Here is a 12,413-nt window from a genome sequence, read left to right as displayed (position 1 = left end):
AGGATCAGGCACCGCCATGGGCAGGCACAGCAGACCCGGACCCGGGGAATCTTTCGGCGAACCGGACGAGCCTGCCGACGTGCCGGAAAACCCGACCGGCCGATTTGCCCTCCCCGGTGGTGACGCAGACGGCGGGGGCGCAGCTGTCGAGCCCGGTGATACCGGCTACGAGCCGTCACCGCTGACCGATACCGCTCGTCGCCGGATCGCCACTTTTGAAGGTGGCCACCGCAGCGAGACCGGCCGCCGCGGGGTCAGCATCAGCGTGATCGCCGCACTGGTCACCGTCGTGGTGGTCGTCGGCGCGGTGATCCTGTGGCGCTTCTTCGGCGACGCACTGTCCCACCGGTCGACCGATGCCGCCTCGAAGTGCCTGGCCGGCGCCGTCAACGTCGGGGTGGTCGCCGATCCGTCGATCGCGGCCGATGTCACCACGTTCGCCGAGAGTTTCAATGCCGTCGTGACGCCGATCGGCGACCGCTGCGTGAAGATGGTGGTGACCGCGGCCGAGTCTGATCGGGTGGTCGACGGGTTCGTCTCCAACTGGCCCGGCGATCTCGGCGAGCGTCCCGCCCTGTGGATTCCCGCCAGTTCCATTGCCGAGGCGCGACTGCAGGCTACCGCGGGCAAGGAGGTCGTCAGCGACGCCCGCTCGCTGGTCAGCTCGCCGGTGGTCCTCGCGGTCCGCCCGCAGCTCAAAGAGGCATTGGCGCAACAGAGTTGGTCAGCGTTGCCAGCACTGCAGAACAACCCCACCGCCCTGGACGGGCTGAATCTGTCCGGCTGGGGTTCGTTGCGGCTGGCGCTGCCGACCGCAGGGAACGCCGACGCCACCTACCTGGCTGCCGAAGCCGTCGCATCGTCATCGGCTCCGGCTGGCGGTCCGGTATCCGCGGGTCTGGGAGCGGTCAACGCGCTGATGGCCGGGCAGCCGAAATTGGCCGACGGCACCGCCGACGCGGCCTGGACGGCACTCCTGGGCTCCGGTGACGGGGCAGAGGCGCGGGTACACGCTGTGGTGACCACCGAGCAGCAGCTGTTCGGACGCGCCTCGGCATCCGATGCCAAGAACAATGTCGCCGAATGGCTGCCCTCGGGTCCGGTAGCCCTGGCCGACTACCCCACCGTGCTGCTGTCGGGGACCTGGTTGTCCAGCGAACAGGTCAGCGCCGCCAGCGAATTCGCCCGATTCATGCGTAAATCCGAGCAGCTGAGCGCGTTGGCGAAGGCGGGTTTCCGTGCCGAGGGCACCACGCCGCCGGGCAACGACGTCGTCACCTTCCCGCAGCTGGGTACGCCGCTGTCGATCGGTGACGAGTCTGAGCGGGCCACCCTGGCCGCGGCGGTGTCCAACCCGGCCAGCGGCTCGGCCACCACGATTATGCTGAACCAGGCGATGGGCGCCGACGAAGGCGGTAAATCGCGGCTGGCCAATGTGGTTGAGGCTCTGAACAACCGCATCGGCGCGCTGCCGCCAAACGCCGCAGTCGGGCTGTGGACGTTCAACGGGGTCCAAGGCAAATCAGCGGTGCCGCTGGGACCGTTGCCAGACCAGTCGGCCGCATTGACCAGCACGCTGACCGGTCTGTCGCCATCCGGCAGCGGTGCGGTGTCGTTCACCACGTTGCGTCTGGCGTATGGCGAGGCGGTGACGAATTTCCGCGATGGACAGACCAATTCGGTGCTGGTGATCACCCAGGGACCGCACAGCGACCAGTCGCTGGACGGCCCTGGCCTGGTGCGGTACGTCAATTCGGCGGTCGACCCGGCCAAGCCCGTGGCGATCAACGTCATCGACTTCGGTGACGACTCCGATCGAGCGACGTGGGAGGCCGTGACACAGGCCTCCGGCGGCACGTATCAGAACGTCGCCACGTCGGACTCGCCGGACTTGACGGCCGCGGTCACCACCCTGCTGAACTAGTCGAGTCGCAGTAATTGCTGTGCGCCGGCGGCGAATTCGTCGGGCACTTCGATCTGCGGGTAGTGGCCGATGCCGGGCAGCTCGATTACTTCGGCGGCCGGCCGCAGCTCCCGCAAGCCGGCCAGCACATTAGGGGTGGCGACGGGATCGCCGGTGGCCCAGAGGAACCCCAGCGGTTTATCCCAGTCCCGCACCGCGCCATGCCAGCGCGGAGCGAAGCGCACCCGCTCGTTGAGATAGGCGCAGAGCAGATTCATGATGCGATGGCCGTCGTCGCGGGCCAGCAGTGCCCACTGGGCTTGGGCTTCGTCGTGGGAGAGCGGGTGCGAGGGGCTGAAGAGTTTGGCGAAGCCGCGCAGGAAGCTTCGTTCGTTGGTCAGCCGGGCCAGGATCGGGCCGAATGGGCCGCGCAGGATCTTCTGGCTCCGGCGCAGGCTCGCCCGCTCGATGATCACGCTGCCGTTGGTGAGCACGGCGCGGCGGATCTCGAACGGCAAGGTGCCGGAGACGTCGCGGGCCAGCAGTTCGGTGGCCACCGAGGTGCCCATGTCATGGGCGAGCAGCACCACCGGGCCGGGTGCGACGTCGGCGACCACCTGCTGCACGATGTCGGCTTGCTCGAGCAGGCTGTAGCGGTGTGGCCGGGGTTTGTCGGATAGACCGAAGCCCAGGAAGTCCAGGGTGAGCCAAGCCCGGTCCCCCAACCGGTCGACGACACCGCGGAAATCGTATGAGCTCGATGGAAAGCCGTGCAGGAGAAGGACAGCAGGGCCACGGCCCGGCGCGGACCGCATAAAAACAGAACCCGTGCTGGTGGACAGCATCCGGCCACCCTCTTGCCACTGGCGAACGCTGGCGGGCAGCACGACGCTGACGCTATCAGTCGTCGTGCTCTCTGTCGTCGTTCCGCCGGCGCTTGCGCGACTGCCAGAAAGCGATGACGCCACCAACGGCCAGACCGGCGATACCCGCGTACAGGATCGATGTCGGGGTGTCCGATCCGGTGGAGTCCGCGGCCGCGGCGGCCACTGGGCTACCGCAGATCCAGAGCGTCACGGCCGTCAACGTTGTCGCGACGACGCGCATGGTGAGGGCCACCGGGCTCCTTCCGCTACGGCCGCGAACATGGCCGAGTCTACGTTTCGGCGTAACGAATGGCTTTGGTCCTGCGACAATGACTACATGTCAAAGAAATCTGTAGCGATTCTGCTGAGTGTGGCCACATTGTCGGCAATCCCTATGGCGATCGCGCAGACGGCCCAAGCCGATGTCTGCGGTGATGTCGATGGTCGGCACGTGACCGTCGGCGGGTGCACCCCGGGCGTCGCTGGTGACGCCGTCGATGCGGCGGTGGCCGGCGACTGGGTGCGCTACGGCCTCCCGCAGAGCTACGCGTACTCGCTGGTCCCTGCGTTCCCCGGAGAGGCGCCGTGTATATCGCCCACCGGGCTGCAGTACTACACGCCCGGCGCGGAGCCCTGCTACGCCCCGTAAATCGCGGAGCCCTGCCACGCCCCGTAAATCAGGCGAAGGCCTCCACCGGCGGGCATGAGCACACCAGGTTCCGGTCGCCGTATGCACCATCGATACGGCGCACCGGCACCCACACCTTCGGTCGGAATCCCCTGCCCAACGGATAGGCCGCCTGCTCGCGGGTGTACGGGTGCTTCCACTCCTGCACCAGCAGGCATTCGGCAGTGTGCGGCGCGTTGCGCAACGGGTTGTCCTCGGCGGGCCACTCCCCCGACCCGACCTTGTCGATCTCGGCGCGGATGGCGATCATCGCCTCGCAGAACGCGTCCACCTCGGTCAGGCTCTCACTCTCGGTCGGCTCTACCATCAGCGTGCCCGCCACCGGGAAACTCATTGTCGGCGCGTGAAACCCGAAGTCCGCCAGGCGCTTCGCCACATCGTCGACGGTGACGCCAGTGGCCTTGGTGATACCCCGCAGATCGAGGATGCATTCGTGGGCGACCATGCCGCTCTCGCCGGTATACAGCACCGGGTAGTACTCGTCGAGACGGCGAGCGATGTAGTTAGCCGACGCGATCGCGGTCAGGGTGGCGTTGCGCAGCCCGTCACCGCCCATCATCCGGATGTAGGCCCACGTAATCGGCAGGATCGACGCAGAACCGTACGGTGCTGCCGACACCGGGTGACCCTTCGGCAACTCCTCGGCCAGCGGGTGACCCGGCAGGAACGCGGCCAGGTGCGAGCGGACCGCCACCGGGCCGACGCCGGGGCCGCCACCGCCGTGGGGGATGCAGAATGTCTTGTGCAGGTTCAGATGGCTCACGTCGCCGCCGAACTTGCCCGGCCGGGCCAGCCCCACCAATGCGTTGAGGTTGGCACCGTCGATGTAGACCTGGCCGCCGGCGTCGTGCACCGCGGCGCAGACGTCGGCAATATCGTGTTCGTACACCCCGTGGGTGGAGGGGTAGGTGATCATCAGCGCGGCCAACCGCTCGGCGTGCTCAGTCACCTTGGCGCGCAGGTCGTCCAGGTCGACGTCACCGTTTTCCCGGCAGGACACCACGACCACCCGCATGCCGACCATGGCCGCCGATGCGGCATTGGTGCCGTGCGCGCTGGACGGGATCAGGCACACATTGCGTTCGGTGTCGCCGTTCGAAAGGTGGTATTCCCGGATCGCCAGCAGGCCTGCGTACTCCCCCTGCGATCCGGCGTTGGGCTGCAACGAGATTGCGTCATAGCCCGTCAACCCGGTCAGCCAGGTCTGCAGGTCGGCGATCAGCTTGCGAAGCCCCGGGGTGTCCCCGGCCGGCGCGAACGGATGCTGGCGGCCGAACTCCGGCCAGGTGATCGACTCCATCTCGGCGGCCGCATTGAGCTTCATCGTGCAGGAGCCCAGCGGAATCATGCTGCGGTCCAGGGCGATGTCCTTATCGGCCAGCATGCGCAGGTAGCGCATCATCTCGGTCTCGGTGCGGTACCGGTGGAACGCCGGATGGGTGAGGAATTCACTTGTCCGCGAAATTACACCCGCGCAACGGCGTTCGGCCGCCGATATTCCGAAGGCGTCTAGGACGGCGGCCACGTGAACCTCGGTGGTCGCCTCATCGCAGGCCACCGACACATGATCGGCGTCCACGCGCCAAAGGTTTATACCGCTAGCCTTAGCGGCGGCGACAACCTCGTCGGCACGGCCGGGCACGCGGGCCAGCACGGTGTCGAAGTACTTGTCGTGCACCAGCGCATCCCCCAGCGCGGCGGCGATGTCCTCGGCATGACCGTGCACGCGCCGGGCGATACCGGTCAACCCCTCGGGCCCGTGATAGCTGGCGTACATCGCGGCGATCACCGCTAGTAGCACCTGCGCGGTACAGATGTTCGATGTCGCCTTGTCGCGGCGGATGTGCTGTTCGCGGGTCTGCAGCGACAGCCGGTAGGCCGGTGCGCCATCGCTGTCGACCGACACCCCGACCAGCCGGCCGGGCAGCTGGCGGGCATGCTTGCTGTGCACCGCCAGGAAACCGGCGTGCGGGCCGCCGAATCCCATTGGCACACCGAATCGTTGGGCACTGCCGAAGGCCACATCGGCGCCGAGCTCTCCCGGCGGCGCGATCAGCGTCATCGCCAGCAGGTCGGTGCCGAGCGCCACCAGCGCCCCGCGCTCGTGGGCCGTCTCGACCAGCTTCGACCAGTCGGTCACCCGGCCGCTGGCGCCGGGCAGCTGAGCGATCACCCCGAAGAATTCGCCCTCGGGCAGCCCGGCCCGCAGATCGGCGGTGACGATCTCGATGCCGAGCGGCTCGGCGCGGGTCGCCAGGATCGCGGCGGTCTGAGTGAAGAGGTCCTCATCGACAGCCAGCCGGTTGGCCGGGCCCCGCGTCGCGCGGTGCATGAGAGTCATGGCCTCGGCCGCGGCGGTGGCCTCGTCGAGCATCGAGGCGTTGGCCAGGTCCAGCCCGGTGAGGTCGGCGATCATGGTCTGGAAATTCAGCAGCGCTTCCAGCCGGCCCTGGCTGATCTCCGGCTGATACGGCGTATAGGCCGTGTACCAGGCCGGGTTCTCCAGGATGTTGCGGAGCAGCACCGGCGGGGTAAGCGTGTCGTAATAGCCCTGACCGATCATCGAGACGCCGATCGTGTTGGTGTCGGCCAGCGCACGCAGCTCGGCCAGCGCCTCATGCTCGCCGACCGCGGCCGGCAGGTGATCCAGGCCCGGGGCCAGGCCGCCGGCCCCCACCGCGTCCAGGATGCCCGCCGGCAGCGCCTTGGCGGCCAGATCGTCGAGCGAGCCGACCCCGATGACATCGAGCATGGTCGCTACCGCATCGGAGTCCGGTCCGATATGACGATCGGCGAACGTGGGCTGGGAATGATCAGACACGAAGGGTCTCCTGACTCGGGCGGACGCAGCCGTCAGCGGCGTCCTCTCCCTCTGTCGTCGACCCGGACCGGGCGCCTGAGAGATTCGGCGTTACGCCTTTCCCCATGGGCGGGCGACCGTGAGGTCACCGCTTTCCAGAGGCATCGTGGCCACGCGCGGTCCTGGGGCCTGAGAGGTTGACGGAGAGGTGTTGCTCCTTCGGCGTCCGTGACTGGCTGTCACGAAGCTCTCCCGCGCAAGGGCGATACGGCGCGAGTCTAGCCGATCTTGCGGTCGCGGCTCTTCCGTCGGGAGGCCAGCTCGTCTTCGGGTGAGGCGATCGACTCGCCGCCGTCGGCACGCTCGCCCGGGAAGTCCGCGATCGCGCCGGACAGTTCCCGCATCGCGCCACTGACCGCGATGCCGAATACGCCCTGCCCACCCTGCAGCAGGTCGACGACCTCTTCTGCCGAGGTGCACTCGTAGACCGTTGTGCCGTCGGAGAACAGCGTGATGTTGGCCAGATCCTGCACACCGCGCTGACGCAGATGGTCGACGGCAACCCGGATGTTGTGCAACGAGATACCGGTGTCGAGCAGGCGCTTGACGATCTTGAGGACCAGGATGTCCTTGAAGGAGTACAGCCGCTGGCTGCCGGAGCCGGCCGCGCCACGGATGGACGGCACCACCAGGGAGGTGCGGGCCCAGTAGTCCAACTGCCGGTAGGTGATTCCGGCGATCTGGCAGGCGCTCGGGCCGCGGTAACCGACGAGTTCATCGGGTACCGAGTTATCGGGAAACAGGCCCGGCTGCACTGCCTCACCCACGGGGGCGATGGCGGCCGAGTCTGCCTCGAAGGAGCCAGGCGTCGTGCCGGCAAGGTCCAGCTGTCCCTGACGTGGCTGCTCGCCCACGATGCTTCCTCTCGCCGTTCGAACTATGGCCCGCGCACTGCTCCACCAACGCGTAAGCCCTAGTCCGAGTCATAGCAGCATACGCTTCTCGACGGGCAGTCGTGCTCGTCGTCGTGATGAAAGTATGGCCGCCTTTGCGCGTGCTCCCCGTCATCCCTCGCGCGTGTCGAAACGCTCGGGGACAAGTGATACGTGTCCGTGATCTTGGTGTTGACCAGGCGGGGATACCCGGTCAGGTTGCCTTGAAGTCGTCCGGAGAGACGCTGTCCAGAAACTCTTTGAATTTCTCGACCTCGTCCTCGCGGACGGCGCCGGTCGACTGATCGTCGTTCTCGTCGGGAATCAGCAGCCCGGCCTCGGCCAGCACCGCTTCTTCCACATAGATAGGCACACCCATCCGCAGTGCGATCGCCACCGAGTCCGACGGGCGGGCCGAAACCTTGATATCGCGGTCGAAGATCAGGTCGGCGTAGAACGTGCCTTCCTGCAGATCCACGATGCGCACCTCCTTGAGCGAATGCCCAAGTGCGACAATGAGATCTCGGATCAGATCGTGGGTGAGCGGCCGAGCCGGCTCGACGCCCTGTTGTTCCAGGGCGATCGCGGTGGCTTCGGACTGGCCGATCCAGATAGGCAGGTAGCGATCGCCCTTGGATTCCCGCAGCAGCAAAACCGGCTGGTTCTGGGGCTGCTCGACACGGATGCCGACCACACGAACCTCACCCATTTGTGTTGAACCTCCGCGCTCCCGTTGCCGCCATTGAAGAGTCTAGTCCTCAGCGGTCGAGAACATCTCGTACCGCGGACTTGATGAGCGAGGTGTGCAAGGTGATCGCCAGGGCCGCGACTTCGCGTGCCAAGTCGTCGGCGCGGTCGCGGGCACCGGTCTTGGACGCCTTGCCCACCGGGCCGGCGATCTGCGCGATCAGGTCGGATTGTCGGTCGGCCGCCGACCGGAAGGCCCGCAGGTGCCGCGGTTCAACGCCGTACTCCCCCAACGCTCGCGCGCACTGGGCGATGACCACCGAGTGCTCGTCGAACAACCCGCCGGGGCCGGTGGTGATCACGCCCGCCTTGCATAGCGCGGCCACCAAATCCTCGTCGACGCCGGATCGCGCCAGCAGGTCCTCCCGGCTCAGGCGGACCGGGGTGGGTGCACCGTCATCGTCTGCACCGGCCGGTGCCCCACCCGAAACGGTCACCAAACGCGCTACGGCGTAAGGAGATCCGATGTGCGGCAATTCACCGTTGGGCAACGCGTCGAGCTGTGCCTTGATGACTTTGAGCGGCAGGTAGTGATCGCGCTGAGCGGTCAAGATGAACCGCAACCTGGCGCAGTCGTAGGCGGTGAACCGCCGATACCCCGATCCGCTGCGCTCCGGCGTGACAAGACCCTCGGCTTCCAGGAATCGAATCTTGGAGATCGTCACGTCCGGGAAGTCCGGTCGCAGCAGGTCCAGGACCGCTCCGATAGACATCCCGGCAAACGCGGGACTATCGGGGGCCGACACTAGCTTCCTGGACCGCCCTCGTCGTCCGACGGCTTCGGTCCGGTCAGGAACACCAGCCGGAACTTGCCGATCTGGACCTCGTCGCCGTTGGCCAGCGTGGCCGAGTCGACCGGTTCGCGGTTGACGTAGGTGCCGTTGAGGCTGCCGACGTCGACGACCTGGAATTCGTTGCCGTCCAACCGGAACTCGGCGTGCCTACGGCTGACGGTCACGTCATCGAGGAAGATGTCGGAGTCCGGATGGCGGCCGGCCGATGTCGTCGGCTGGTCGAGGAGGAACCGCGAGCCCGCGTTCGGTCCGCGCTTGACGACCAGCAACGCCGAGCCGGCCGGGAGACCTTCCACCCCGGACACTGCGCCGTCGCCGCTTGGGGCCGCCGGGGCGTCCAGCTCGTTGAGGAAGTCGGCGCGGAAGACGGATGTCGTCTCCACGGTGACTTCCTCAGACGTCTGGTCTGCCCCAGAGATCTGGTCCTTGTCCGTCACCCGCTGCTCCTCACTGGCTGCCGTGGCGATACTTGGCGGGGTGCCCGCACAAGGTGCCCGTCCGCCTTCACCATCACTTACCTCGACCGTACCGCGCAGTGGTCGCCGTTGTGCCCACCACCGCCGGATCGGTGGTTGGCAGGCACCCTAACAATGTCATTCCGTCACTGTGCCCCGATAGGCGTCCGCATCGAGCAACGCCGCCAATCCCTGGTCGAGCGTATCGCCGTCGACCTGCAAGTCCAACAACCACCCCTGGCCGTAGGGGTCGGAGTTCACCAGTCCGGGGTTTGCCTCCAGATCGCCGTTGACCGCAATCACTTTGGCGCTGACGGGCGCGTAGAGGTCCGAAACCGACTTGGTCGACTCGACCTCGCCGAACGACTCACCGGCCGTGACATCGCTGTCCACGTCGGGTAGCTGCACGTAGACCACGTCACCCAGCGAGGACTGGGCGAAGTCGGTGATCCCGACCCGCACGGTGTCGCCACCGGTGCGCTGCACCCACTCGTGTTCAGCGGTGTAGTGCAGGTCGGCTGGGATTTCGCTCACAGTGCTCCTCGGTGTCGGACGCTCATGATCGGGCTGCTCATTTGACGGGCTGAGCGTATTGGCGAGCTTTCGGTTGCCGCAAGGTGGTGATCTCCACCTTGTCGGACTGCGAGACGGTCATTTGCCCGCCTACCCGTTCGACGCTGTCGACAGCGCCGCCCGGGATGTTCATCGCCGCGGCCAGCGTGGGTGGATCGCCAATGGCGAGAACAGAATACGGCGGACTCAAAGTTTGCGTGTCTATCTCCAGCGCGCCAGGGCTGCCGACTACCCAGCTGTCCACCCCGATCCGCACGGCGCGCTGTCCCGAGCGGATCTCCATCGCCTCGGCTCCGGCCGCGCGTAATTCGTTGATCACGTCGAGCATGGTTTCCGGTGCCACGCCGGGGCCAGGATCGCTGATGGTGATGCTCACCCCCGGCCCCGTGGCACCGACGGTGCCGATCAGGATCGACAACGCGGCAAGTCTGGCCTGGGCGTTCTGGATGGCCACCTGATCGCTGCTGCCCGCGGTCTGCATCGCCGCCAGATTTCGCTGCAGCTCGGCCACTTCGGTGTTCAGCGCGGCCTCACGCTGTTGCAGGGAGCCCAGCAGGACCAGCAGATCGGCCGGGCGCGCGGTATCCAGCGCGTCGCCGGATTCGGTTTGCCGGACCTGCGTGGCGATGCCGACACCGAGCACCACGCACAGCAGCACGCCGAGCACACCGAACACCAGCTGCGTGCGGCTTCGGGGCGGCCGCGCCGCGGCTGGTGCGGCGCCGGGCAGTTCGTGGCGCCCGTGCTCGGTCGCCACATCCTCCCCCTCGTTCTCCCCCGCGCCGGTCACCTCATGCCCCGAACAGCTTGCGGCGCAACGCGGCGGCGTTACCGAAGATGCGGATGCCCAGCACGACGATGATCGCCGTCGAGAGCTGGGTGCCCACGCCCAGCTGATCGCCCACGTAGACGATGAGCGCGGCGACAAGCACGTTGAACACGAAGGAGACGACGAACACCTTGGGGTCGAAGATCTTTTCCAGATACGCCCGCAACCCGCCGAACACGGCGTCGAGCGCGGCGACGACGGCGATCGGCAGATAGGGCTGGATCACTTCGGGGACGCCGGGGTGCAGCACCAGGCCCAGCACGATGCCGACGACGAGTGCGGCGATACCAATCATCTGTGCCGGCCCATCCCTTACCTACCGCCCGATTTGCTGGGCAAATTTAATCTCTCGAACTGCGCCCGCAGGCAACGACAGGCCGTCGCCATTGGCGACGCTCACCCCGACACCGTAGGACGCCTCCAACAGTCGCAGCCGTTGCAGGCCGCCGCTGTGGTCGAAGGTATCGCGCATATTGTTCGGCGGACCCACCGCGAGAACCGTGTACGGGCTGCTGATCGGATGATTGTCGACCAGGATGGCGCCACCCGCTTGGCGGATCGTCACGTTGGGCCCCATCCGCACGCCGCCCACCGAGATCGCTTCGGCCCCACTGGCCCACAGCGAGTTCACCACGAGCTGCAGATCCCGATCAAGAATCACTTGGCGGCTGCCGGGCACCCGCTGGTTGGACACGTCGGACAAGCCCCGGCCCATCCCGGGATCGGTGACCGTGATCGTCAATCCGGGCCCGATGACGGCGGTCGCGGCCGAAGCCAGACTCAGAGCGTCCAGCCGGCTGAGCAGATCTCGCCCGGTGGCGTCGTCGCGCAGTTGGCGGCGCTGGATGTCGTCGGCCTGGGTGGCCAGCTCATCCCGGCGGCGGGTGAGCCGGTCGGTGGCGCCCTCGGCCGATCGCACGCTGGCCGCCAGCACCTGCTGGGCGGCGTTGACGCCGGGGGCGGTGGTTCGCGCCTGGGCGACCGCGGCGGCGAACACCGCCGCAATCAGCAGGGCGGCCAACGCCTGCCACGCGTGGGTGGCGACGGGCCGGCGGGACTGCCCGGTGCGCTCACGCTCGGCGGCGGCTGCGGCATAGCCGGGGTCGAGGTGTTCGGTCAGCAGCGATCGCAGCAGCCCCGGCAGCGGGATCAGCATCGGTCGCCTCTCATGCCGCTCGCTGCGGCCGGCCTGCGGGTCGTAGCCGCCCAGTGCGCTGTCAGCCGTCGGCATCGCTGACGCCTGCCTTCGGCAGCGTGGTGACTACTAGACGCACCTGCAGCAGGTACAGCACCGCCGACCAGAGATACATCCCGACGCCCCAGATCAGGAACCCCCAGCCGCAGGCGCCGACCACCCGGCTCCACTGAGCGTCCCACTGCCCCAGCAGCACCAGGGGGAAGCCCGACATCAGCGCGAATGTCGCCGCTTTGCCGATGTAGGTGACCGGCAGCGCGGTCAGCCCACGGCTGCGAACCACCGGCAAGGTTGCGGCCAGGACGAGGTCGCGGCCGATCAGCGTGGCCATCAGCCACCACGGCACGACGCCGGCGGCGGCCAGGCCCAGTGGGACGGCCAGCATGTAGATCCGGTCGACCAGCGGGTCGAGCAACGCCCCCAGTCGCGACGACTGGTTGGCCACCAGCCGGGCGATCTTGCCGTCGGCCCAGTCGGAGAAGCCGCTGAACATCAAGATCGCGACGGCCCACCCGTAGGCGTGGCTGACCAGCAGCAGATACAGGAACACCGGCAGCAGGACGAGCCGGATCACCGACAGCACATTCGGGATCGTCAGCACCCGATCGGGGGCCTGCGTCATGAGGAAAAC

14 protein-coding genes and 2 riboswitches are annotated in these 12,413 nt (G+C 67.3%); of the genes, 2 read left to right on the top strand and 12 right to left on the bottom strand.

The features are described from left to right. The first annotated feature begins 16 nt into the window (after nucleotides 1-16). Nucleotides 17-1,924 carry a substrate-binding domain-containing protein gene (locus G6N13_RS19090; protein WP_163699488.1) on the top strand — a complete coding sequence of 636 codons (1,908 nt, stop codon included), beginning with the start codon at nucleotides 17-19 and terminating at the stop codon, nucleotides 1,922-1,924. Here the strand turns inward: G6N13_RS19090 and G6N13_RS19085 are convergent. Both G6N13_RS19085 and G6N13_RS24375 read right to left on the bottom strand, forming a co-directional pair. After that, on the bottom strand, nucleotides 1,921-2,748 hold the full coding sequence (locus G6N13_RS19085; RefSeq protein WP_163699486.1) for an alpha/beta fold hydrolase: 828 nt from the start codon (nucleotides 2,746-2,748) through the stop codon (nucleotides 1,921-1,923). The two genes, G6N13_RS19090 and G6N13_RS19085, sit on opposite strands and share 4 nt — an antisense overlap. Nucleotides 2,749-2,803: 55 nt before the next feature. Continuing rightward, nucleotides 2,804-3,022, bottom strand: coding sequence for a hypothetical protein (locus tag G6N13_RS24375; protein WP_179965019.1), 219 nt, complete (start codon nucleotides 3,020-3,022; stop codon nucleotides 2,804-2,806). An 84-nt stretch (nucleotides 3,023-3,106) separates the two neighbouring features. On the opposite strand from G6N13_RS24375, the gene G6N13_RS19075 reads away from it, so the two are divergent. Then, nucleotides 3,107-3,418 (top strand): hypothetical protein, encoded by a 312-nt coding sequence (locus G6N13_RS19075; RefSeq protein ID WP_163699484.1) that lies wholly within the window; start codon nucleotides 3,107-3,109, stop codon nucleotides 3,416-3,418. Between the two features lie 28 nt (nucleotides 3,419-3,446). On the opposite strand, the gene gcvP is transcribed toward G6N13_RS19075, so the two are convergent. From gcvP to G6N13_RS19025, 10 genes are all read right to left on the bottom strand, one after another. Continuing rightward, nucleotides 3,447-6,278 carry an aminomethyl-transferring glycine dehydrogenase gene (gene gcvP, locus G6N13_RS19070; protein ID WP_163699482.1) on the bottom strand — a complete coding sequence of 944 codons (2,832 nt, stop codon included), beginning with the start codon at nucleotides 6,276-6,278 and terminating at the stop codon, nucleotides 3,447-3,449. A 41-nt stretch (nucleotides 6,279-6,319) separates the two neighbouring features. Further along, nucleotides 6,320-6,424, bottom strand: a riboswitch (glycine riboswitch). Next, nucleotides 6,425-6,522: riboswitch (glycine riboswitch) on the bottom strand. 13 nt (nucleotides 6,523-6,535) lie between these two features. Continuing rightward, nucleotides 6,536-7,171: a MerR family transcriptional regulator gene (locus G6N13_RS19065; protein ID WP_163699480.1), complete on the bottom strand. Its 636-nt coding sequence runs from the start codon at nucleotides 7,169-7,171 to the stop codon at nucleotides 6,536-6,538. A gap of 232 nt (nucleotides 7,172-7,403) precedes the next feature. Further along, nucleotides 7,404-7,898: a bifunctional nuclease family protein gene (locus G6N13_RS19060; protein WP_163699477.1), complete on the bottom strand. Its 495-nt coding sequence runs from the start codon at nucleotides 7,896-7,898 to the stop codon at nucleotides 7,404-7,406. A gap of 49 nt (nucleotides 7,899-7,947) precedes the next feature. Further along, the gene (gene ftsR / locus G6N13_RS19055) at nucleotides 7,948-8,682 is read right to left on the bottom strand and encodes a transcriptional regulator FtsR (protein ID WP_163699475.1); all 735 of its coding nucleotides are present in this window, start codon (nucleotides 8,680-8,682) and stop codon (nucleotides 7,948-7,950) included. Beyond that, nucleotides 8,682-9,167 carry a glycogen accumulation regulator GarA gene (gene garA, locus G6N13_RS19050; RefSeq protein WP_163699473.1) on the bottom strand — a complete coding sequence of 162 codons (486 nt, stop codon included), beginning with the start codon at nucleotides 9,165-9,167 and terminating at the stop codon, nucleotides 8,682-8,684. Before garA ends, ftsR begins: the two co-directional genes overlap by 1 nt. A gap of 156 nt (nucleotides 9,168-9,323) precedes the next feature. Continuing rightward, the gene (gene gcvH / locus G6N13_RS19045; protein ID WP_163699471.1) at nucleotides 9,324-9,719 is read right to left on the bottom strand and encodes a glycine cleavage system protein GcvH; all 396 of its coding nucleotides are present in this window, start codon (nucleotides 9,717-9,719) and stop codon (nucleotides 9,324-9,326) included. Between the two features lie 37 nt (nucleotides 9,720-9,756). Further along, complete coding sequence (locus G6N13_RS19040; RefSeq protein WP_163702309.1) at nucleotides 9,757-10,515, bottom strand: DUF881 domain-containing protein; 759 nt, start codon at nucleotides 10,513-10,515, stop codon at nucleotides 9,757-9,759. Nucleotides 10,516-10,549: 34 nt separating this feature from the next. After that, nucleotides 10,550-10,882: a small basic family protein gene (locus G6N13_RS19035; RefSeq protein ID WP_163699469.1), complete on the bottom strand. Its 333-nt coding sequence runs from the start codon at nucleotides 10,880-10,882 to the stop codon at nucleotides 10,550-10,552. 21 nt (nucleotides 10,883-10,903) lie between these two features. After that, nucleotides 10,904-11,818 carry a DUF881 domain-containing protein gene (locus tag G6N13_RS19030; RefSeq protein WP_163699467.1) on the bottom strand — a complete coding sequence of 305 codons (915 nt, stop codon included), beginning with the start codon at nucleotides 11,816-11,818 and terminating at the stop codon, nucleotides 10,904-10,906. Continuing rightward, on the bottom strand, nucleotides 11,805-12,404 hold the full coding sequence (locus G6N13_RS19025) for a CDP-alcohol phosphatidyltransferase family protein (RefSeq protein ID WP_163699465.1): 600 nt from the start codon (nucleotides 12,402-12,404) through the stop codon (nucleotides 11,805-11,807). The genes G6N13_RS19030 and G6N13_RS19025 overlap by 14 nt, the downstream gene beginning before the upstream one ends. Between the last annotated feature and the right edge of the window lie 9 nt (nucleotides 12,405-12,413).

Origin of the sequence: Mycolicibacterium sarraceniae, from assembly GCF_010731875.1 — a bacterium.
GTDB lineage: Bacteria > Actinomycetota > Actinomycetes > Mycobacteriales > Mycobacteriaceae > Mycobacterium > Mycobacterium sarraceniae.
Note: the sequence above shows the minus strand (reverse complement) of the source record. Positions and strands in the feature narration are given on the sequence as shown.